9 protein-coding genes are annotated in these 24544 nt (G+C 42.4%); 4 read left to right on the top strand and 5 right to left on the bottom strand.

Going from position 1 to position 24544, the window contains the following annotated elements; genetic code table 11:
• Positions 1-218: 218 nt before the first annotated feature.
• Complete coding sequence (locus JW841_04655; GenBank protein ID MBN1960215.1) at positions 219-1964, bottom strand: 5'-nucleotidase C-terminal domain-containing protein; 1746 nt, start codon at positions 1962-1964, stop codon at positions 219-221.
• A gap of 412 nt (positions 1965-2376) precedes the next feature.
• On the opposite strand from JW841_04655, the gene JW841_04650 reads away from it, so the two are divergent.
• Together JW841_04650 and JW841_04645 are read left to right on the top strand one after the other, a co-directional pair.
• On the top strand, positions 2377-13047 hold the full coding sequence (locus JW841_04650; GenBank protein ID MBN1960214.1) for a hypothetical protein: 10671 nt from the start codon (positions 2377-2379) through the stop codon (positions 13045-13047).
• A gap of 93 nt (positions 13048-13140) precedes the next feature.
• The gene (locus JW841_04645) at positions 13141-15171 is read left to right on the top strand and encodes a zinc-ribbon domain-containing protein (GenBank protein MBN1960213.1); all 2031 of its coding nucleotides are present in this window, start codon (positions 13141-13143) and stop codon (positions 15169-15171) included.
• Between the two features lie 17 nt (positions 15172-15188).
• Here JW841_04645 and mtnP read toward each other — a convergent pair whose 3' ends face one another.
• The gene (gene mtnP / locus JW841_04640; GenBank protein MBN1960212.1) at positions 15189-16055 is read right to left on the bottom strand and encodes an S-methyl-5'-thioadenosine phosphorylase; all 867 of its coding nucleotides are present in this window, start codon (positions 16053-16055) and stop codon (positions 15189-15191) included.
• 27 nt (positions 16056-16082) lie between these two features.
• Complete coding sequence (locus JW841_04635; protein ID MBN1960211.1) at positions 16083-17423, bottom strand: hypothetical protein; 1341 nt, start codon at positions 17421-17423, stop codon at positions 16083-16085.
• A gap of 424 nt (positions 17424-17847) precedes the next feature.
• Between JW841_04635 and JW841_04630 the strand changes: the two genes are divergently transcribed.
• Positions 17848-18144 (top strand): co-chaperone GroES, encoded by a 297-nt coding sequence (locus JW841_04630; GenBank protein MBN1960210.1) that lies wholly within the window; start codon positions 17848-17850, stop codon positions 18142-18144.
• A 39-nt stretch (positions 18145-18183) separates the two neighbouring features.
• Positions 18184-19845, top strand: coding sequence for a chaperonin GroEL (gene groL, locus JW841_04625; GenBank protein ID MBN1960209.1), 1662 nt, complete (start codon positions 18184-18186; stop codon positions 19843-19845).
• Between the two features lie 95 nt (positions 19846-19940).
• On the opposite strand, the gene JW841_04620 is transcribed toward groL, so the two are convergent.
• The gene (locus JW841_04620) at positions 19941-21098 is read right to left on the bottom strand and encodes a hypothetical protein (protein ID MBN1960208.1); all 1158 of its coding nucleotides are present in this window, start codon (positions 21096-21098) and stop codon (positions 19941-19943) included.
• A gap of 16 nt (positions 21099-21114) precedes the next feature.
• Entirely contained in the window at positions 21115-24201 is a 3087-nt protein-coding gene (locus JW841_04615; protein ID MBN1960207.1) for a PKD domain-containing protein, read from the bottom strand.
• Positions 24202-24544 lie beyond the last annotated feature (343 nt).

The raw sequence follows: 24544 nt of genomic DNA, 5'->3' as shown, positions 1-24544 counted from the left end.
GTTCTTTTGGCTCTGCGACGCCGCTATTTTGCACCAAAGGCACTTAATGTTATTTTTATAACTTATTTTAGTGTAACTGATAAATTTACGATAAAAATGAAATATCATAAATCTGAAAAGTGATGTTAATAGATTAAATTCTTAGCATATTTTAAAGATCATTTCTTTTTTATTAATATTTTAGTCAAAAAAATAAAAAAAGCTATAAAAATAAATATTTAAGGAATTTTAATTATTCTTTTTGCATTTTTAGGTTTAATGGGTTGAGGCTGGTTGGCTAAAAATTTAATTAAAGCATCAAGATCTAATATACCTATTTTAATGATTTTTCCTTTTTTGAATACCGTAAAAGCGTCACTTCCTGCACCAAGAAAACTATTTACTGCAACTGAATAAGTTGCAGATTTGTTTATTGGTGTACCATCCAAGGCCTTGATAGAATTTGGCACAACCTTTTTTCCTTTTGCGGCCTGCTGACTCCAAGAATAGCTAAAGCCTGCTATCTGCAGCAATCTTGGAGAACTCTGATTAAGCCATTGTTGTTCGAGTAAGTCATATATTTGTTGGCCGGTAAGAGTCATAGTGGTTACCGTATTTGAGAACGGTTGTGCAGTGAAGCAATCATTCCAGGTGATATTGCAAGGTTTTGTATTACAAGCGTTTGGAATATCAGACCGTAAACCGCCTACGTTGGTGATGCCAAAATTAGCTTGCATGGCTTGACGATGAGCTTCTGCTATCATGTCGCCAAGTATCGATTCACCTGCTTGATTGGCTTTGCGAGATATTTTTTTGTTTGTGGTAGCAATAATTTTATTGGCAATTGGGGCGACTTTAGCTTCAGCAATTTTAACAAATTCAGCCATTTTTACATCTGGAGTAAGACCAGGCCCAGCATCACCCCAAGTAGTTACAATGCGCGCGGTTTTTTTTACAATATCGTGTGAGTTTGGGTCGATTGCAATATCGATGTCTGCAAAGGCTTTGCCTGAAGAGAAAGCTTGAGTCACTAAAACCTCATGACCGCCAGCATTTTTTAATAAGGTATTAGTAAAATTATGAGAATGCGCTGAAATGACCACATCAACATCAGCATCTAATTGATTGACTAAATTTACAAAAAAACGTGAAAGATGCGCAGGTTTATTTTGGGTTTGGCTTTCATATGCTGCAGATCCAGTGCCACCTTCATGAATCACTGCAACTATAGCGTGAATATCCATTTCTTGCAGTTTTTGTACCTGGGCATTAATTGCTTTGCTTTCGCTACTAAACTTTAAGCCGGCCACACTTTCAGAGGTAACTATATTAGGTGTATCTCTGGTAACCGCACCAATGAAGGCGATTTTCTCTCCGGCGACGTTTTTTATAACGAATGGCTTAAATAACGAGCGGCCATCAGTTAGATGAATATTAGCTGCAATCATAGGAAAGCGAGCCCCACGCCAAGGGTTTTCTAAAAAGGGGCCATTTTTGTGGTTACCACCGGCAAAAAGACGCAAAAGTTCGCTTTGACCGTCATCAAATTCATGATTTCCTGGAACGGCCAATAAATTACAACGCTGATCAAATACACTCACAAAATGATTACCGTAAAACAATTGTAAAGTTGATGGGGTATTGGTTGTCGTTAATTGACTGGGAAATTGACAGAATTCATTAGCAAAAGAGTTGAAAAAGGTTATTGCAGGCTCGTCTTGGAGTAACGCTGAACTAGCTGGAGAGGCGCCAACAAGATCACCTGCTGAAATTATTATTGTTTGTTGTTTTTTATTTGCCATTGCTGCTTTAAGATAAGCGGATAAAACCGCAGCTCCTCCCACCGGTCGATCCTGCACAATTTTTCCTTGTGAAATTTGCCCATGAAAGTCGTTAATAGCGAGAATTTTAAGGGGTACCAGGTCACAGCCATATCCAAGTGTTGCTGCGATGAGGCCAAAAAATAGACGAAACCAGACCGACATTTTTGCAATAGTGCACTACACCAAGCGGCAAAGCAATTAGCGCTTAACAAATACAATCTTAATTTCACACGACCGATTTAGCAGCTAATAGATCTTGGTTTTGGTGTATTTACCGATTTTTGAGGCTATTTCACGATCGTTTCCGTAAGAAGAGTATTCGATTTTTTGCACAGTAAGCAAGGTCGCGATAACGTGTACTCTACGGATCTGTGATTTAATGGGTCCGAAACATTAAATGTGTATTAACTAGGATGGGTTGTAAAACGAGGTCTTAAAGGATGCTAATATCTTGGTTGGTGCAAATTAAAAGTTTTTATAAAGTAACATTTTTGGCATTGACACTATGGGGTGAGCCTTGGGGTAAGCCTTGGGGTAAGATTGTTGCTACAGTATTTAAGGATATCGGTACAAAATGACCGATCTGCAACCGTATCTTGACCAATTAGCGGTTACGCCAGCGGATGAAGCTGCGCTTGACACCGTTGAAGAGGTTTATACTTCTCAAGGTCGTTGGGAAGAACTCGTGCGTGTCTACGAAGATAACGCACTGCGAGCAGCGCCAAACATTTCAATCAATTTATTTCGTAAAGCCGCAAAAATATGTCTTGAAGAAATATCTTCAGTGCAGCGTGCTGAGATGTATTTAAAGCGAGCCATTGAATTAAATGCAGCCGATATAGATTCCTTGCGTATGCTGCGTGAAATTTATCTTGCTTATGGAAAGCATGAATCCGCGTTAGAAATTTTTGAAAAAGAATTAGCAAATACTGCTGATCCACATGAAAAAGCTGTTGGCTTAGTTGAAGCTGCGATTATTTATCGCGATCGCTTAGAACGTCTTGATAAAGCATTATCAACCTTACGCCAAGCTGAACGTAGCGATAATAACTATGCTGAAATTTATCGTGTAAGTGCAACTATTTACCAAGCTCAAGGTCGTTTAGAGCAAACTCAAGAAAGTCTACTAAAAGAATTAGCAATAACCGGTCCAACATCAGATCTTCTTGATCGCTTAATAACTGTCGCTGAATTATTACTCGACCGTCCCAAATTACATCGCCATGCTCGAGTAGCTATTGAAATTGTTTTAGGTGAACGTGGTGATGATGACCGGGCCAAACAAGTACAAACCGAGCTTGATGCTTTTCGTTCTAATTGGTCAAGGCGCGTAGATGAAATTAGTCAACGAGCTAAACAGCTTGAATCTTCTGATAAAGAATCTGCCGCATCAGCTTGGGTTAGCGTTGCTGAAATTCAGCTAATTTATGGCAAACAAGAAGATGCCGCATTAGCAAGCCTTGATCGCTCACTTGCTTGCGTACCTGGACATCAAGTTGCTTTGCGCTTGCTTGAAGAAATTTACGGTACAGCTAATCGCTATGATGAATTGTCATTAAAACTTGAAATGATGGCCGCATATACGCGTGAGCCGCAAATAGCGATTGATCTCTATTTAAAAGCTGCACTGCATCATGCAGTGCGACTTGATAATGCTGATGCCGCGGCGCGTATCTATAGTCGAGTTTTGCAGCTTGATCCCGGCAATAAAGTAGCGGCTAACGCTATTGCTGAATATTTTCGTGAACGAAAACTATGGAAAGAAGCCCTGCAAGTACTATCGCAGTGGGCAGAACGAGCTACCCAAGCTGCTGATAAAGTGGCGGCTCATTATGCTTGTTGCCGCATACTCGAAGAAGAACTTGATAAGCGTGAACAAGCTCGTCCGCATTACGAGGCTATTTTAAATCTTGATCCGCAGAATCAAGCTGCTGCAATTGCTCTTGAAGGTGTGTATCGTCAGGCCAAAGATTATCCCGCACTCGCCCGTACTTTAAAAGCTAAGCTTTCTGGTATCAATCAAGATGACCGGCTTGCTACTCTTGCTGAACTAGGTGATTTATTTGCCGGCCCTTTAAATAATCCGACCCAAGCCATCGAGACACTTGGTGAGTTATATCGTTATAAACCTGATGCAAAATTGCGAGAACGTCTTGAAGAAATGGCGGCTCGTAATAATTTATTAGCTTCATTAGTGCAGATATTAGAGTCGGGTTATGAAAAAATAGAAACCACAGAAGATAAGATACAAGCATTACATTCGTTAGCAGCAATTTATGAAGGGGCACACGCAGCACCATTACAAGCGTTGAGAGTTCATCGTCGTATTCTTGCTCTTGATAACAATGATGCACGCGCTACCTTAGCTGTTGAACGTTTGCTTGAAGCAGCAGCAGCATCTGGTGATCGCGTCGCTTTGTACGAAGAACAAGCTCGTGCGGCAAATACTGATACAGAACGAGTTAAGTTGCTGCAACGTTTGGCAACAGAGTTGATTGATAATGTTCACGACCATATGCGTGCAGCTGACGTATATCGCCAAATTTTAAAAATATCACCGAGTGATATAACAGCTATTGATGGGCTATTATTGCTGTACCGACGTGATAATCGAGTGGCCGAAGTAGCTGAGATGCTATCTCATAAAATCAAACATTTACCTGCAGATACCGAGCGAGTTCCTTTGGTTCTTGAGTTAGCAGGTCTTTATGAAAAACAAAAACAGGTTGATTTAGCTCTTGAACGCTACCTTGATGTTATTGATGCTCAACCCGGTCATAAAGAAGCTTTAGCAGCTAGTGAGCGTTTACTAAATCACTCATCGCAAGTACTAAGTGCGGCTAAACGTTTGGCACCGCATTTTCAAGCCGCAGGTCGTTTTGATCTTGTTGCTCAGATGTTAGAAATTCAAATACAAAAGGCAACAGACCCTACTGAATGTGGTGTTTTGCTGGCAGATTTAGCTAATACCTATGAAGCAAAGTTAAAAAGACCAGCAGATGCTTTTTTGGCACTATTGCGTTCATTTCAAGCCAATCCGGCCAATAATGAAGTACAATCCCAGCTAGAACGACTAAGTGTAAGCTTGGGCGATATTAAAGCATTAGTCCGTGCATATCGCGCAGCAACTAGCGTTCTAGAAGGAGAACAGCGAATTCACGTGCTTTTGCGAGCAGGATCGCTATCAGCCCGTGAAGGTGATACTGTTGGTGCCACAGTTGATTTTTTACGTGCTCTCGGTGCAGCTGAGGGCTCAAGTGATTTGGCAGCTAAGTCTGCTTGTGATGGCTTGACTAGTCTATTTAAGACTGGCTTGCCGGTATCTAAAATTCGCGAGGCGAGCGAACAGGTCGCCGAAGCGTTGCCGGCTGCTGCGCGCAGCCAATTTTGGCGGACGCTTGCCCGCCTATTTGACAAAACCATGAATAGCTACGCAGATGCCATTATTGCTTGGAAGAACCTTCTCGCCACTCATCAGAATGACCCTGAAGCAATGGCTGAGTTGGACCGTCTTTATGAATCATCGCCGGATCCTTTGGCATTAGCAGAGCATCTACGCACTAAAATTGATGCTGCCGTAGATGATACCTCGCGTGCGGCATTGGTAGGGCAACTTGCTGAAGTTTTGGGCGAAAAGCTTGGTGATACCCATTCAGCCATCGCTGAACTTAATCGTGTGGCTGAATTAGCACCAGGACAACGTTTAGTTTGGCAACGTTTGGCTGCGATGTATCAAAAAGCAGGCATGCCCAAAGAAGCGGCACAAGCTATACATCGTGAAATCAATTTGTTGCCTGATGGGCCTGAGAGACGTACCCGGGTAATTTCGTTTTCAGAGTTATCAGCAAAAGAGCTAGGTGATATAGCATCAGCAATTAGCGCTATACAAAGTGTAGTTACCCAAGAACCAGCACATCAAGCTGCAATACAGTTGTTAGCAGAAATTTATCCAGCTGTTGCTACTGATCCTGTTTTAGCTGATCAAACCGTAGCAATGCTTATAACTGGCTACAGAGAAGCCAGTCGTTGGCAAGAGCTGATTACTTTACAGGCTAGCCGTCTTGATACTTTTGCAAAACCAGAAGAGCGAGTTGATGCTCTAATTGAAATGGCAACTATTAAGGCTGAAAAGCTTAATGATATTGCTGGCGCTGTTACTGATTTAGAGCGTGCATTTACTGATGCGCCGCTTAACCCTGAATTGCGTAGTAAATATGAAAAACTCATCGATAAGACAAACGCTTATGATCGTTTAGTTACTACTTATACTGCAGCTTTAGGTGTTGTCGCAGATCCAGAAAGTCAACGACCTATTAGGCGTAAACTTGCACAAGTTCTTGATAAAGTTGGTCGCGGTGAAGAAGCTATTGAGCATTATCGAGCTGCAGGCGGTGGGTCGCTTCCTGATGATTTGCCTTCGCTAGAGGCATTGGAGAGAATTTTACGTACCCAGGAGCGTCCTTTGGACCTTGCTGATGTTTTATCAGCGATCACGCAAAAATTACCACCAGATCAGCGTGATCGTAAAAAGGCAATCTATCTTGAATTAGGACAACTTTATGATCAGGTATTATCTGATAAATCTCATGCTGCTGATATGTACCGTGCCTTAAATGAAGTTGATCCGCGTGATTTACGGGGTCTACGTGCACTTGAAGGTGTTTTAGGAAGTATGGGGCAGCATGAAGAGAGGGCACAAATACTTGATAAGCTAATCGAGGTAGGCGCTGCTAGTCCTGAAATAGTCGATGATTATCTCAAGCGTGCTCAGGTCGCTATTGAATTGGATCAACCTACTGAAGCATTTAAAAACTATCGCGCCGTATTATTAAAGAAACGAGAACATCCCGCGGCAATCGCTGGTCTTGAAGCTTTAATTGAGCATGCAGAAAATAAAACCGAAATTGCTCAAGTATTAGAACCTATTTACATTGCTAAACAAGACCATGGCAAACTTGCTTGGGTTTTAGAACAACGAGTTGATGGTATTGATGATCTTTCCCAGCGCAAAGGCTTGCTGCGACGCATTGGTGATATTTATGAAAATCGCTTGAGTCAGAAAAATTACGCTTTTGCAATGGCGCGACGCTCTTTGTCTCTTGATCCCGGTGATATGGGCGTGCGCATGTGGATCGAAAAGCTCGCCGGCGAAATTAACGAGATGCGTCCGCTAGCTGATGCCTATATTGAAGAGGCACAAAAAGCAGATGCCAAACTAGCACTGCAGTTTCATCGTCGGGCTGCAGCAATTTTACACGAAAAATTAAATGATACGGCAGGGGCAGTCGGAGAATATCAAGCTATTCTCAATATAGAGTCTCGCGATGAAAAGGCGCTTGCTGGCCTTGAAAGTATTTTCCGAGCTACTGAAGCTTGGTCTGAATTAGTTGAAATTTTGCAGCGGCGTTTATTGCTTTGTGCGGGTCTTGAGCGCAAACGCGAGTTTCTTGCCGAAATTGCTTCAATTCAAACACAAAAGCTACAAGATGCCAGTGCTGCGGTTGAAACTTACAAGGCGGTTCTTAGCATTACTCCTGATGATACTTACGCCTTTGAGCAGATTGAACGTCTATTAGCGCAATTATTAAATTGGGCTGATCTTGATGATTTTTACAAAGGTGAAATTCAGCGCTTAAGCGACAAACGCAGTAAAGAGTGGCGTGAGCGGCGTTTAGAATTGATGTATCGCCGTGGTCGTATTGCCGATGAACAGTTTGATAATCGCGAAGATGCCATAACGATTTTTGGCGAAGTATTAAATGAATCATCTGAGCATGCCTCGACAGTGCAATATTTGCAAGCAAGGGCTGGGCAAGGAGTTATGGAGGCTCTTGCCCTACTTGAAAAAGTGTACAAATCGCGAGGTGCCTGGCCACGTTATGTCGAAATATTACAAGCACGGCTGCAACAGACCGCCGAAACCGAACAACGTCAAGAAATATATCTTGAACTCTCGCTTACTTTTGACGAACGCTTAAAAACTGGCGATATGGCATTTCGGGCCATTGCCTATGCATTTAACGAGAATCGTGCTGACTTTAGCTTGCTTGAAAAATTAGAAGCCATTGCTGAAAAATATGGTTATTGGCAAGAAATCATTGCAACGCTTAGTCGTGACCTTGATACCGTTGCTGATCCTAAGTTACGTCAGCATCTGTTACATCGTTTAGGCGCGATTTCTGGTGAGCGACTTAATGATCCAGCCCGAGCCATCGCTTATTTGCAGCAAGCATTACAATACGAACCAAGTGATGAAACAGCTCTAAGCCATTTAGATAGTTTGCTTGAGAAGAACCAAATGTGGGCAGCGTTGGCGGATATTCTTGAGCGACGTATTGATATGGCAGATGAACCCAAACAGAAAAGTCAATTTCTAGAGCGCTTGGCTTGGGTTTGGGGCGATAAGCTTATGGATGCCGAAGCAGCATTGCGGTGTCATAAGCAAATATTAGAGATTGATCCTGATCATCCACTAACTCTTAAATCAATGCAGCGGCTTTATGCCGAAGTGCAAGATTGGGATTCACTCGCTAAGAATTTAGCGCGACAAGCAGAAGTATTAAAAGATAAAGAAGAACAACTGCGTATTCATGTAGCAGCAGGTCAACTTTTCGCAGAGGAGCTAAGCGATAATCACAGTGCTATAGAGCATTGGCTTAAAGTTGTTGAAATTGAGATTAATCATCAAGCGGCTAACCAGGCTCTTGATGTTTTACTTGCTAGCGAAGATATGTGGGATGAGCTAGCCGAGCATTACCGTCGACAACTTACTTTCGTTAAAGATCCGACCAAGAAGAGTGAAATTCATCGTCGTTTAGGGGTAATTTTAGGTGAAAAACTTGGTCGCAGTGAAGATGCTTTAAAAAGTTGGCGTGAAGTATTATCGCATGACACTAAAAATATTGATGCTTTACGGGCACTATCGGGTTTATATCGCGAACGCGCAATGTGGGAAGAATTCGTCGATGTTGCACGTCGGCTGATTCCGCTTGTTGATCCAGCAGAAGCTAAAGAGGTTCGTCTTAATCTTGCTAGTGCTTTAGGTGAACATCTTGATCGTCGTGAAGAAGCTATTCGTCTAGCTCGTGAAGTTAGAGCAACCGAGCCGCATACAGTCGAACAGCTTGATCGCTTAGCAAAAATGCTAATTGTTATTGAAGCATTTGATGAAGCAGTAATCGTATTTGAGAAAGCTGGCGCTCTTGAGACCGAGAATGATGCTAAAATTGGACGCTACCTTGAAGCTGCGACAATTAAACGTGATCAACTTAAGAAACCTAATGATGCTCGCATAGATTATGAAGCAATTTTAGAAGTACAACCCTCGCATTTTGATGCTTTTACAGCTTTAGCTGAGATTTATCGGGTAACTAACGATTGGCGAAAGCTGGTCGTTTTAAACGAATCTTTTGTTCCCCATGCAGCACCTGATTTGCGTTTGCTGTTAATTACCGAAATTCGTGATGTTCAAGAGCAAAAGCTTGGTGAGCGTGAACTTGCCTTTATTAGTGGTTGCCGTGTTTACAAAGAAAATCCGTTAGATCTTGAAGCAGCACAAATTCTAGAACGTATTGGTATCGAAACCGGCGGTGCAGAAGAACTTGTCGCTGTATTAGAAGACGAGATCGATAACATCATTGATACTGATGTCAAGATTGCATCCTTGCGTCGCATTGCCCGTATTTACGCGGAGCACTTACAAGACGTACCTTTAGCTGAAGAAACTCTAAATAAGATATTAATTATACAGCCTAATGATCTTGAAGCGCTTGATACTTTAGCACAGCTAGGCGCCACCCAAGAGCGTTATGATAAACAAATACAAGCCCTTGAACAAAAATTACTAGTTGTAAGTGAAGATGTTCAACGCAAGAGTATTTTAACTGAGATTGCTCGTGTTTGGGAAGACCGTATAAATGAGATCGATGAAGCGATTAGTGCATTAAGTCGTGCTTTAGAAATTGATGGTTCTGATATCGCAGTGCTCGATGAGTTGGCTCGAATTTTTGCAAAAGAAAATCGTTGGGGTGAATTAGCGCATACGCTAACACGTAAAGTTGAACTCAGCGTGGATCCGGCTGAAAGCGTGGATCTGCGTATGCGTGTTGGTTCGTTGTGTGAATCTGAACTTGGTGATCCTGAGACTGCTATTCAGTGGTATCGTGGCGTACTTGATTTTGATGGTGCTCATCAAGGAGCTCTTGCTGCTCTTGATCGACTGTATACCGGGCTTGAACGCTGGAGTGAGCTTATTGGTGTTTTTGAAGTACAATTACAAGCAGTACAAGATACTGAAGAGAAAATACGTTTATTAAGCAAAACCGCATCAATTTACGAAAACCAATTTGATTCTTCGCGTGATGCAGGTCAATGCTTCGAAAGAGTTTTACAGATTGATGCGACCCATATTCCTTCAATAAAAAGTCTTGAGCGTCTCTTGCGTACATTAGGCGAATTCAATCGTCTAATTGAAATCGTTGAGCATCATATTAAACTGTTAAGTGATCAAAACGAAATCACTGAGCTTTATCTTGAAATGGGTGAGATTTATTACCGAGATCTGGCTCGAGTTGATAAGGCTGAACAAATTTATAACGTCGCACGTGAAATTAATCCGCAAAGCACCGCAGCTTTGCATGCTCTCGGGCAACTATATGAACGCAGTGGCAACTGGTTTCAGTCTCTTGAAATGTTGCAAGCTGAAGCTGATATTCTTGGTGGCGAACCAGAAGCTTTGCCTGTTTTAACTCGTATAGGTCGTATTAATGAAGAGATGCTCATGGATAATGCGGCTGCTAAAGCTGTTTATGAGCGTGCTCTTGCTATCGATCAGACTTACGCGCCAGCTTTAAGTGCATTAAAAGAAATCGCTAAAAATATTGAAGATTGGGACAGCTATGCCAACTATCTGATTACCGAAGCAGAAACGGCTGGCGATACCGAAACCAAAACAGAACTTTTTGTAGAAGCAGCTCATTTCTTTAATGACATTCGCAACGATGAACAAAACTCAGTACATTATTTTCAGCGTGCTTTAGAGACCACCCCTGGTCATATTGACGCTGCAAAAGCTTTAGCTGAAATTTATTTTCGAAGTGAAAATTGGCAAGAAGCAGGCGAGCTGTATTCGATGGTAGTACAGTCACTTGATAAGAGCCAAGATGCTAAGGATTATTGCCAAAAATCGCATCGTCTTGGTTATATTAGTGAGCGTTTGGGTGATTCTGATATAGCTCTTACTTATTATCGCCAAGCTTATGAAGCAGACCCCACATACTTACCGGCTCTTGAAGGTCTTGGGCATTCGCTGTTGGTTAAAGAGCAATGGGAAGAAGCACAAAAAGTATTTCAATCGATTATTAATTATCATCGCGATTCATTAACCGAAAGCGAAGTAGTCGACGTGCAGTGGCAGATAGGTGATATTTGCCTTAAGCAAAATCAACCTGATCGTGCTTATAAACAATTTGAACGCGCCCTTGAAATTGACCCTGACCATGGGCCATCGCTTTTTGCACTAGCGAAACTAGATAAAGAAATTCAAAACTGGGAGAGTGCTTGTGAGCGCTTATCAAGACTAGCTGACGTTGCACCAGCACCAGAGCGTGTTGTGGTGTTAATGGAGCTAGGAGATATTGCTTCGCAGCATTTAATGGATACGTCGCGTGCCATTGAGGCACTTGAACGTGCGCGACGTTTAAATCAGCCACGTGTTGAGCTATATGAACGTTTGGCCGAAATATATTTAGCCACCCAACAAGCGCAAAAAGCTGCAGAGGCGTTAGAACAAGGGCTAGGTGTTGTTAACGATAGTAATAAACAGTCTGAGATAAATTTCCGTCTTGGTTTTATTTATGAAACTGAATTGCGTCATGAACCAATGGCAGTACAAAAATATAACGCTGCGCTTGATGCACAAGCTACCAATATTAAGGCGTTTGAAGCTATCGAGCGGATATTATCTATGCGTCAAGAGTGGGCACTGCTTGAGGCAAATTATCGTGCTATGATTTCACGTGCCAAAGAACTTTCAGTGCAAGTTCGTTTAGTTCTATGGCATAACCTTGGGGAACTTTATCATCGCGTATTGAAAAATGTCGATGGCGCGATAATGGCTTATGAAGTTTTGCAAAAACTTAACCCTGGCAAGAAAGAAGATCTGGCGATTTTAGCCGAGCTTTATGCGCAGAAGCCAGAAAGCCGCAGCAAAGCGATCAATATGCAACATGAGGTTTTACCTACTATTGAAAATCCGGTAGGACCGATTCGTAACTTGCGCAAATTGTATCATGCAGAACGTGATTTTGATGCGGTGTACTGTCTATCTCATGCTTTAGTATTTTTAAAAGAAGCTGATGAAGAAGAACGTAAAGTACATGATTACTTAGCTCAAGGCGTTCCCCCTAAAGCAGCACGAGGTTTAATTGAAGATCAATGGAAGTCTCTATTACATCCAGAAACACAAAATCCAGTTGGTATACTAGCTTCATGGATTTATCGCAGTGCTGCGCAATTTGTGACTGTACCTGCTAAAGATTTAGGTTTACGCAAAAAAGATCAAATCGACGTACGTCAGAGTGATTTATATTTTGCTAATTTAGCCCGCTATGCAGCGAAGGTACTTGGTGTACCAGTTTTTGATGTTTTCAAACGACCTGTTTCTAACGAGCCATTGCATTTAGAAAATTCACAACCGCCAGCTTTAGTAGCTGGTGAAAATAATGACGTATTTCGTGATGCTGTACAGCGGGTCGTATTATTTCATATTGGCAGAAATTTAGCTTTTGCTCGACCGGAGCTATTTCTTGCCGGTATTTTCTTACCTGATCAATTACGAGAAGTATTATTGGGTATGTGTTTAATATATAACCGCTCTTTGCCGCATAACAGCGATCCCAGAGAAGTTGGCCGCTGGGCCCAACTTTTTGAGCGGATGCCAGCCCCAATCCTTAAACGTATGCAACCGGTTGCTCAAGCAGCATATCCAGAAATCGTTAAAGGAGTTCCGCTTGAAACATACTTAGATGCATCTGAATATACTGCTACCAGAGCCGGATTTATTGTAGCTGGTGATTTATATGCGGCCGCTCGTGGGATTGGTGAAGGCGCTAGTCGTGCTGCAACGCTCTCTACTCGCGATCGTATTAAAGAACTTTTATTATTTTCGGTCTCGCGGCCATACCTTGAACTTCGTAAAGTTATAGGTGCCGCGCTTGTCGAAAATAAGGCTGCGGCAGCTAAATAATAAAAAACCACCCTCTAGTAATTTGACGTAACACGATCCGTACGATAATTTGTATATAAGCATGTTTATTTGCCCGAAAAGACTAGAGCGACAATGAAGTTTTCCTGCGATAGCTGTAATGCCCAATACATGATCGCCGACGAAAAGGTCGGAGCTCGTGGTGTTAAAGTAAAATGTAAAAAATGCAGCCATATCATTATTGTGAAGCCTGCTGCTCGTGAAGAGACACCAGCGCCTAATAATAAGCCCGCTGCCACTGATCATTCTACGGCTGCGTCCCAAAAAATGTCGGCAACTACTGCAAATACGCCTGCTAGTGCTGAATCAAACCCTGCTTTTAATTCGAGCAGTAATACTAGCAACCCGTTTGGTTCAGTTTTTTCTGCTGCGGGTACATCGGCAAATGAAGGGGCTGGATCCGACTCTGCTGGTATGGATGCAGGAATTGTTGGTGGTACAACAAGTAACGATTTTGGCAGTTCAAGCTTTCAAAATGCTGGATTTGGTAGCTCTGCCTCATCATTTGATACCTCCCCATCAATGCCAGATCTTGCGGCTGAATCTGCTGCAAATAGTTCTGGTATGTCAACTTCTCCCTATGCAGCAACTGATAATAGCCAGAGATTTTCAGCTAATGCTAACTTTTCAGCTTCATCGCAATCTTACGATAATTCACAGAATTATCAAAGCGAAGGTAGTGATTTCGATCTAGGTGCACTATCTCCAAATGTACGGGCTCCTTCGCAAGTGCAACAATCTCCAGGTGAGAAAGAATGGTATATTGCCATCGATGATTCGCAAATCGGCCCGATTGATCTTGCTGAAGTCGAGCAACGTTGGGATGCTGAAGAACTTGATGAAGAAAGTTTGGCCTGGAAAGCTGGTATGGCTGATTGGCTTCCATTAACCGAAATTCCTGAGTTAACTTATTTAATTACCCAGCGTCCGCATACAAAATCTCAAGCTCGTGCGAATTTCTCAAGTGCTGCGGCCAACACAGCTACGGCAAGCAGTACTGGCACTATTATGGTTCCTTCTTCAGGTGTTACCTTTGGCGGTGAAACTTCTGATGAAGAAATTAGTTGGAAACCGTCAGCGGCTAGTGCTTTATCGTCTTTAGTTCAAGAAGAGTTAGTTGCTGCCAATAATCCACCAAGCCCTGCGCCTGTAGCTTCTGCTTCTAATAATCCATATGAAATGGATATGCCTTCCTTTGGGGCTAATGAGTTATTTTCGTCGAAGAGCAATAGCAGTAGCAGAGCTAGCGTTGCTGCTGTTGCACCACGGGTTGACTCATTTGGTGGCGCTCCAATGCCTTCGTGGTCCGTACCGGTAACACCCAAGCATACAAGTCACGCTAAGTGGATGATTCCGCTATTTAGTTTTTTTGGCTTGGCTATTCTTGGGTTGCTTGGATTTTTAGTATGGCAACAAATGCATATGCCAAAACAGGTTATTGTGCAGGCTCCTATTCAGTCAAATGCAACAAATGCAGTTTCTGACAACACAAAATCTGCAGGTTCAAAAGCGGTTGCGGCTAACGTAGATAATACCAAGAAACCAGCAGCAGATGATGATGATTCCGAAGCATCATCTGACAAGGCAAACGGCAAAGCATCCACAAAAGGTGAGGGCAGGCGCAAAAATGTTCTAGGACGCAATAAAAATCGCGAACCTCGTGGAGCTGGCAAACATGAGACAACCACACGAGCAGATGATGATGAAGATTCGCCGCGCCCCACACCGCGAGCTAATCCTAAATCCGGTAGTAGAGATCCACTAGCTGATATCGATACACCAAGTAACAAACCAGCAGCTAAAGAATCGCTTACCAAACAAGATGTTATGTCTGCAGTTAAGCGCAGTGCCGCTACGGTTGCTCCATGCTTAAAAGATGCTCGCGCAAATAATGAAATCCAACCAGGTAAAGTGGTTTTTACTCTTAATTGGGTGATTCGTCCTGATGGTTCGGTTGCGCGGCCAGTAATGAAAGGTCCTGCGAACGTTTTAAACACATCGCTACCTAGTTGTTTTTCAACAGTTATGAAGCGATGGCGTTTCCCTGCATCACAGCGCGAATTACCTATTTCGAATTTCCCATTTGGTCCGATAACAATTCATTAAGCTGTTTTATTTAGAGATTATAGGTAGTTCTTAACTAATGGCGCTAAGGTTTCGCCTATTTGGGGATCGATTTGAGTGTGGTCGGTGAGAATGGCGCCCGCTAAAGCCTGAGTACAGCGACATTCTTCTTTAATAGAATCTATAGCCTCAATTTCTGGTACTATTGTAGATAGGATTTTCTTAACGTTATCTACATTTTTTTTAAAGTTTTCTATTACTATATCAGCTTGCACAGCTTCGGTACCGACTTTCCAACAATCATAGTCAGTAACTATAGCAATAGTGGCGTAATGTATTTCGGCTTCTCGCGCTAGATATATTTCAGGTATGCTAGTCATACCTATTATGTCAGCACCCCATGAGCGATACAGATTAGATTCAGCGCGTGTTGAAAAAGCCGGACCCTCAATACAAACATAAGTAGCACCGCTTTTTATTGATGATCCAACATTATTAGCCGCATTCACTATTGCTTTACGCAGATTTTGACATGTTGGGTCAGCTACGGATACATGAGCAACTAATCCCTTGCTAAAAAAGGTTCGCTGTCTGTTTAAAGTACGATCGATATATTGATTCGGTAGTACTATTGTACCTGGAGGCAATTCTTCACGCAGTGAACCCACTGCCGATACTGAAATTAACCAATTAACTCCAAGGCTTTTCAGCGCAAAAATATTAGCACGGTAGGGAACTTCGCTTGGGGTCAAAGAGTGTCCACGACCATGGCGAGGAATGAAAATCAATTGTGCGCCGTTTAATTCTCCAACAGTTAACGAATCAGAAGTGTTCCCAAATGGCGTTTCAAGATTAAGTTGACGTACATTGGCTACATCTTCAATCTGATATAGACCACTACCGCCGATTATCCCGATATTCAGCATTTGATTGTCCTAAATATTTTTAAAGTGTCAGAAAGTTAAAAGTAGCGAAGTCGAAGCACCAAATACCACATGATTCGCATCTTTAAAACGCATACCGATTTGATCATAGGCTAAACCACCGTTAGCACATGTAGCAGCTTGCGCTGGTCCACAAAAGTAAGGATTGGCAATATCTGGGCTATTAGGGTCTTCATTTTGGGTGGTTATGCGACCATCATTATTGCGGTCTTGTCCTTCGCGTTCTCCAGTTAGCAGATGCGGTGTTTGGTATCCCAGAGTCACATTAAGTTTTAGCCTTACAAAAGAGGCAATTTGTGCATAAATGCCAACCACACCGCTAATAAATAAATATTGTTCAGTATAGGTCAGTCGTTTTAATGGATCAGTAAGCAAACTATAATTACGACCCCTAGTGAAGTAAGTACTCTTTAAACCTAAATCAATGGCAAGCTTGCGTTTATTGCGTAGATCTTCATAAGGTATGATTTCAAAACCAGTATGAAATTTAATTTGTTGTGAAGGCGATTTTGCAAACTTACTGCTTGAAATAGCTGGCAGAGCATTTTTACCAGCTATTGGCCAAACATAGGCGATTTCTATGTAAGGGTCGAGATAACCACGGCGATTAGCATTTGGGCGGGTACTCAATTCGCCAAAATTGCCCAATCGTTTTGATAAGGCGGTACTAAAAGTTAAATAATGCATGCCATCACCCACCGGACCTGGATCATTAGTAGAGGGGTCACGGCTGATGGTATTAGTTTTAGTCGACCATGGTGCTGCCCAATTGCAGGCTAAAACCCACATTGGTTTGCTTTGATCAAGTTCATCAGATAGCGGGGCATAGCGAAACCCAAATTCAAGGGCGCCACTACCTTTATGACTTGATTTATATTTGTGATTAAAATTGCTGCCAATGTTGGTATCAGAACTATTAACAGTACTAGTGGCCGCTGTAACCCCAGGCGCATAACCAAATTTTGTAGTTTGACCAATAATGTAACTCCAACCTAAGGTAATCGCGAGATCTTGATAAATGCCGATTTGAGTGTGCAATTTATAGGTATAAGTGTTGCGTGTATAACGCAACTCATCAACTGGTTGGCACCCGAATGGATTTGATGCGCTACAGCCGCTAGTTCGTCCTTCAAGATCAATGACTTCACGGCTGATTATGCCGTTTTCCATCAGAAATTCAATTGAATCATCAAGGTAAATACTTATTGGAATTTGTTGTTCGCTATTGCCAATGAGTAATTTATGAGCTGCATCAGCAACATCAGTTACTTCTGCTGCACTAGCTAATGGTATACTCCGAAATCCTATAATAAATCCGCAAATTAATAGAAATTTAAGAGTTTTTTGCATTTAGACTCCGGCACCTACTTGTTTAAATTGACAATAGTAGAGAGGTAAAGCCAAGTTTGCAAATGTTATATATGGACTTCTCGTTTTTATAGGTATGCATTTTTTCATTTATGTTTAGGGATACCCCCTAATTACTTTCATTCGCTAAACATATATTTTAGCAGCTGTATAACCGTATTTGCTAACTAATTAAGAAAACATGCGATTTTTCAATGTGGTACAAATTAACAAAAATATTTTTCTCTATCTTGACAACGCCCATAGTGAAACTATATTGCCCGCGTCGTTAGTTAATTAGCATCCGATATTGTGGATGCAAAAACAAAAATTTTAGGTAGAGCAAGTTATCTAAAAGTCACAATTAACAAGTTTTTTTACGATGGTGCGCTTGCGACAAGCGTACTAACAACTGGAGGAAAACTATATGGCACAAAAATTTCGTCCACTTCATGATCGCCTTCTTATAAAACGCATTGAAGGTGAAGAGCGTACCGCAGGTGGGCTAATAATTCCTGATACCGCTAAAGAGAAACCACAACAAGGTGAAGTTCTCGCTGTTGGTAACGGCAAACGCGGTGATGATGGTAAAGTCACTCCACTTGAAGTTAAGGTGGGTGATCGGGTTCTGTTTGGCAAATATTCTGGCAGTGAAATTAAGCTTGATGGTATCGAGAGTCTCATCCTGCGTGAGGAAGAGGTTTTAGGGATCATCGAAGGTTAATTTTTAAAAAAACCGCAAAACTACTTAAGGATTATAAGCATGGCAGCTAAAGAAATCGTATTTAATCAGAATGCTCGCGAAGCAATTCTCGCGGGTATGAACACCTTAGCCGAAGCAGTTAAAGTAACTCTTGGTCCTAAGGGTCGTAACGTTATCATTGAAAAAAGCTTCGGTTCACCTACGGTGACCAAAGATGGTGTCACTGTTGCTAAAGAAATCGAGCTTGAAAATCGTTTTCAAAACATGGGCGCGCAGATGGTTAAAGAGGTCGCTAGCAAGACCTCTGATATCGCTGGTGACGGCACCACCACTGCTACTGTTTTAGCGCAAGCTATCTATCGTGAAGGCGTTAAGCTTCTTGCGGCTGGCGCTAATCCAATGGATCTCAAGCGTGGTATTGATAAAGCAGTTGCAACTGTCACTGAGAATCTTAAGAAAATTTCTAAGGCCACTAAAGATCCTAAAGAAATCGCTCAAGTTGGCACCATCAGCGCCAACGGTGACGAGACTATCGGCAAGATTTTAGCCGAAGCCATGGAAAAAGTAGGTAAAGAAGGTGTTATCACGGTTGAAGAAGCCAAGAGCATGGAAACTGAGCTCGAAGTTGTCGAAGGTATGCAATTCGACCGTGGCTATCTTTCGCCATACTTCGTAACTGATGCAGAGCGCATGGAAGTTGTGCTCGATGATCCATACATCCTTATTTACGAGAAGAAAATCTCGAATATGAAGGATTTGTTGCCACTACTTGAGTCAGTAGCTCGTGCCAGCAAACCATTATTTATCATTGCTGAAGACATTGAAGGTGAAGCGCTGGCTACTCTTGTAGTTAATAAATTGCGTGGCACTTTGCATGTTGCTGCTTGTAAGGCTCCTGGCTTTGGTGATCGCCGCAAAGCAATGTTGCAAGACATTGCCATTCTTACCGGTGGTCAAATGATCAGCGATGATCTTGGTATTAAGCTTGAGAATGTTACAGTTAAAGATCTCGGCCAAGCCAAGCGTATTGTTGTTGATAAAGACAATACCACTATTGTTGATGGTCGTGGCCAGAAGAAAGATATTGAAGGTCGCGTGGCTCAAATTCGTACTCAAATCGATGAGACCAGTAGCGATTACGACCGCGAGAAATTGCAAGAGCGTCTTGCTAAATTAGTAGGTGGCGTAGCGGTAGTTCGCGTTGGCGCTGCTACTGAAGCTGAAATGAAAGAGAAGAAAGCTCGCGTTGAAGATGCATTACATGCAACCCGTGCCGCTGTTGAAGAAGGCATCGTTCCTGGCGGTGGTGTTGCTTTGTTGCGAGCATTGCCAACTCTTGAGTCTCTCAAGGTTGAAGGTAATGACCAACAATTTGGTATCAATATTATCAAGCGTGCAATCGAAGAGCCGCTACGCCAAATTTCTAACAATGGCGGTGTTGATGCTTCTATTGTGCTGCAAAAAGTACGTGAAGCCAAAGAGGCCAATTTTGGGTATAATGCTCAAAGTGAAGAATATGGCGATATGTTAGCCATGGGTGTTGTTGATCCGACTAAGGTTGTGCGTATAGCCCTGCAAAATGCTGCATCAGTTGCTTCTTTAATGTTAACAACTGACTGTATGATTGCCGAGAAGCCCAAGAAAGATGAGAAGGGCGCTGGCGCTCCTGCTGGTATGGGTGGCATGGGCGGTATGGGTGGTATGGGTGGTATGGATTACTAATACCAAGCTAAACCCAATTAAAGTGATTAGATAAGTATAAACGGGCCCAAATGGGCCCGTTTTTTATTAGGTATACCCCCAAGCTATCAGTTAGGTTACAGCAAACCTTCAGCTTCAAGACGGTTAAGCTCTTCAATAGTAACTCTCTTGCGACCTAGGATTTCGCGCGCAGCTTCAATCTTGCTAATGATTTGGGTATCGGTTACCTGACTACTAAGTTGCGGCACTTTAAGATCAAGCGCAAATCCCGCTCTTACTTTTTGGCCACTTTCGCTAGCGCCACTAAGAATCAATCTTGCCGTACAAACGTTATCTCCTAAGTTAGATTGTGTAAGTGAAATTTGTGAAGACCATACTTGCCCAGCGAGTAGTTTTAATGGTGGACTTGCAAAGCTATTAGCAAGATCTAATGTAACTTGAGGCATCTGCTCACCATCACAACTGCGCCCCATTGCAACAAGATTGCTAAAAGTAACGCTCGAAGATAACGTATTTTTCATTTGTACTAGACTTGAAAAAATATTGCCTTGTTGGGTAGCAAAGCGTTCATGCTCGACAGGTAATACAACGATGGCATCTTCGCTTGCAGCGAAACTTAAATTTTTTAAAGCTACCGAAATACGCTTTTGCAAACTTTGCCCTGTGGCTATTGTTGCAGTTACTGAGGCTATGAAAGTTGTCATAGCCTTGTTTTGATCACGCATTGCATAGCTTTTTTCTACCATACCACTTGTTGTCGTTATTGTCGTGCCCTCACCAAAATCCCATAAATATAATATTTCTGAGGGTTCAATTTTGTTAACGCTGGCATTAAAGATAACAGTGTCAGCGCGATCAGTAGAAAAACGATAACTTAAATCAAGTGTTGATTGCTCGCCACAATCAATTCCTTTAAATTCAACACTAGAAAAATCACGAACATTAGGGCCCAAACTTACGGTTACCCCAACTTTTTGTACACCTATACTACTAACAGTAACCACACGTGGATTGCCTAGTGCACCATCTACATATACTTCTAAGCGAGGGTCGGGTTCTAACGCAATTACCGTTACTAATACGTCATCACCTATACAAGCTTCAGTACGATCGGTTTGTATATTTGCGATTAAGGGTCGCTGCTCCATAACCGATACATCATTATTTTTGCTACAACCGAATATATTTGCGATTACTAGCGCTAATGTAGCAACAATTGCATTATGATGAGTGGATTTAAAACTTTTTTTTAAGCTGTTAATAATTATCAGCATAATAGCCTCTCTTTGTTTATAGGGTGCCTTGCTTGCAACAGGGATTACAGTCATATGAGGAGCCAAGACTGATATATCCCTTTGGGCATTTAAGGTCGTTGCCGCAATAGTCTCCGCCCATGGCGCCGCACGATGGTCCTTGTTTGCAACAAGGAGTACAGTCATATGTGACACCAAGAACATCATATCCCCTTGGGCACTTGCCGTCGTTACTACAGTAATTTCCTCCCATGGCTCCGCAAGAATCACCTTGTTTGCAGCAAGGACTGCAGTCATATGAAGCGCCGAGATTATCATACCCTTGCGGGCATTTGCCGGTGTTGCTGCAAAAGTCTCCGCCCATAGCGCCGCAAGAAAGAGAAACAGGTGTGCATATGCCAGCACATGGACAAGTTATGCAATTAAGTTGCTTACACTCGCTTCCATCTGGGCATTGTGATTTGTTATGGCAACCTGACACACATATTAGAGGATGATCGCAGCCGGTACTCAACTCGCAAACTTTTCCTGACCCACAGTCATCATCTTTACTGCACTCATCTTGTGGTGCTGCACAATCTTGCGGACAGGTTTTGTAGGTTTCTTTTTCATCGCAGGTGTTATTGCCGCAATAAGTTATACATTGCCGATTAGAACACTTAGTACCGTTGCGGCATGCACAATCTTGGGTGCATGTACCACAATCTTCTATGCCTGGTGTGCAATAGCCATCACCACAGGGTTCTATACATTTACCGCAATCACTAGGACAATTTTCACAGCCCTCACTGCTATCACATACATGGTCACCACAGATGATTTGATTTATACAATCCTGTGAACAGTTCTCGGCGTTTTCACACTCACCGCAGAAATCATTCCCACAAACATCACATACTATGGGGCAATCGCTCGGGCAGGTTGAATAATCTTCGCCATCAATATTGCAACATACACCATCACCACAATAGCCTTGGTGGCTGCCACAAACACAATCTTGCGGACAATTGAGTGGTGTTTCTTCATAATCATAGTCGCAACAAACATCATCTCCGCAAAAGCCACCGCAATCATCACCTTTTGTAACTACAATTACAAAGGGTAGAGAAGTCTTAGTGACCTGACAATTATTTTCAGTGGCTGAAAGTACAACATGATAGCTTCCGGTGGCACGGTAATTATGCGTTACCGAAACACCTGACTGATTAGTTGCATCACCAAAATCCCAAGTAGGAACACCTGATATAAGTGTTGTATCAGTTGTGAAAGAAATTGGTTGATTGACAACTACTTTTGATGGTGTCGCAATAATTACCGGAGTATTAGCCACATCTTGTGGGCAGTTAGCACAAGTCTCACCTTCGTTTTGTACACCATTACCACAATTACTGCAGTCTGTCGGACAGGTTTCTTCATTCTCACCAGCTTCAGGACGACAAATATTATCACCACAACCTTTACTGCAATCAGCCACACAATTATTGGTGGTTTCGTTTGCCATACAAATACCATCACCACATTTTCCACAATCTTTAGCGCAATTACCCCCTGGGTCAGCGGTTTCATCAACACCGCAAATACCATCACCGCAATAGCCGCAGTCGCGATTACAGCTGATTATGGTTTCGCATATAGTAGGATCACATTTAAAATCACCACAATAGCCACTAGTTTGATAAACAGGTCTGCATTCTACGCGTCTATCAGTATTATCGACAGTGAAAGTATTGCTGATTGCAGATTTTCCTAAAAGGCCATCAGATGGAGTTATACGGAAAGCTACATTTGTAGCGGTCGTCATTATCCCAATGCCTTGAAGATGCGATGCCCATACAAAAGTATGAGTTACTCCGCTTTCGCTAGAGTGTAGATCAGTTTTGGGTTCACCTCCTGGTCCAGCAGTAGCATTGCTCCAGGTGGTACCACCGTCAGCTGAATACTCTGGGATTATTTTAAGGAGATCACCTTCAGCATCAGATAAAGTATAGGAGAAAACGATATTGCCTGAGGTATCACTATTAACATTTAGTGTTGAGGCAACTGGTCGGTGGCCATTGCCACCTGATGGTGGAGGAGTAGGTGTGCATGAAGCTTCATACCAATCACCTCCTGGTAGTTGGCAGACGTCACGATCATCATAATAACCTCCAGAAGTAACTACACGTTCAACCGAGGCATAAGCACTATTACCAGCACGCGGCAGCAAATCATCGGGAGCTACCGTATAACCTATTCGTGGATCTGCCCGCCAACCATCATCGGTAGCATTGCAAGCACGATCAAGAAAACAGTTAACGATTTGGTTAGCTACTCGTTTAGCGGTCCAGGCATCAGGTAATATTGGCACCCCCTCTGACATTATCGCATTATAAACACCCTGGTATAAAACATCGCCGGCATTTGCGCGAAACGAAGGATAATATTGCACTGGTGAAATACTTCCACCGCCACCACGTTGCCAAGCCCAGTAGACAAAGCCAGAACAATGGGTGCCAGGGCCAACGTGATTTATGTAAGAGAGATCGGTATAAGCTTGAATGCGATATGACCCACTCAACTTACGGGCAGCTTGCACAGCACTTTGGGCAGCGTTGCGATCACTAGCAATGAGTACCTGCGCGTTAGAGAGATTTAGTCCATAATCGCGAATGATGCTATCAAAGTTTTGCTTAACTAAGCCGGGTGGTAAATGTGCAAGTTTATCAGCATCAAGGCGAAGGTCTTTTTTGCTAAATAAGCTCGCTAATTTGGTACCATGGGCGGTAAAGTGACTAACCTCTTGTTTTAAGCCGTTAGCCCCATCAGCAGTAATTAGCATGCTATGCGTATAGCTAAAGCCTATTAGTCGCAGCATGTGTGGAACTATATTACCACTACCCATACTTCCTGTTGCGCCAGAGTGCAGCAGTGTATCGCCTGCATGCCCATTCTCAAGAGTATAAGGGACATAAACTGTCTGCACGCTAAGAGTGCCGCCATTAGGGCAACTACAATTGGCGCTTGTTTGTGCATTTGCCAAACAAATACGCATAGTTTGAATAAAAACTAAGACAATAAACAAAGCAGTAATGCCAGATGCACGATGCCATAAAGGCCGACGATATAGGATAGTATTCGATAGCAAGATTAGCCTCCTCTTGACACCTTCACACTTATAAGCGTGCGAGTGCCGTCAATTACTGCTTAAACTATACTTTTGCTTACGAAGTACTCGGCGCTTTTTGTTAAAAAAAGTGGTATAGAGTTAGGGACACCCCCTATTTGATAGGTAAAAAAGTGCAATTAGCTGTATTTTTTTAAAGATTTTATATAACTTCTTACGTTTGCGGCTTGCGTCGTGATCCGCATAGTTATAGCTTATTGGCCATGATAGCTAGAGTTATTCTTGTTTCTACGATTGTTTCTGTAATTATTGCTACGGCAACAACCTATCTTTTTAACTATACTGGATTATTGCGCCCACCAAT

The sequence above is a fragment of the Deltaproteobacteria bacterium genome (assembly GCA_016931625.1).
GTDB lineage: Bacteria > Myxococcota > XYA12-FULL-58-9 > XYA12-FULL-58-9 > JAFGEK01 > JAFGEK01.
The sequence above is the reverse complement of the archived record's forward strand: the minus strand, read 5'-3'. Positions and strand labels throughout refer to the sequence as shown.

Bases quoted from the DNA above. Each gene is read 5' to 3' on its own strand.
- mtnP (MBN1960212.1), bottom strand. From the start codon at position 16,055: ATGCTGAATATCGGGATAATCGGCGGTAGTGGTCTATATCAGATTGAA.
- JW841_04620 (MBN1960208.1), bottom strand. From the start codon at position 21,098: ATGCTGATAATTATTAACAGCTTAAAAAAAAGTTTTAAATCCACTCAT.
- groL (MBN1960209.1), top strand. From the start codon at position 18,184: ATGGCAGCTAAAGAAATCGTATTTAATCAGAATGCTCGCGAAGCAATT.
- JW841_04655 (MBN1960215.1), bottom strand. From the start codon at position 1,964: ATGTCGGTCTGGTTTCGTCTATTTTTTGGCCTCATCGCAGCAACACTT.
- JW841_04645 (MBN1960213.1), top strand. From the start codon at position 13,141: ATGAAGTTTTCCTGCGATAGCTGTAATGCCCAATACATGATCGCCGAC.
- JW841_04630 (MBN1960210.1), top strand. From the start codon at position 17,848: ATGGCACAAAAATTTCGTCCACTTCATGATCGCCTTCTTATAAAACGC.
- JW841_04650 (MBN1960214.1), top strand. From the start codon at position 2,377: ATGACCGATCTGCAACCGTATCTTGACCAATTAGCGGTTACGCCAGCG.
- JW841_04635 (MBN1960211.1), bottom strand. From the start codon at position 17,423: ATGCAAAAAACTCTTAAATTTCTATTAATTTGCGGATTTATTATAGGA.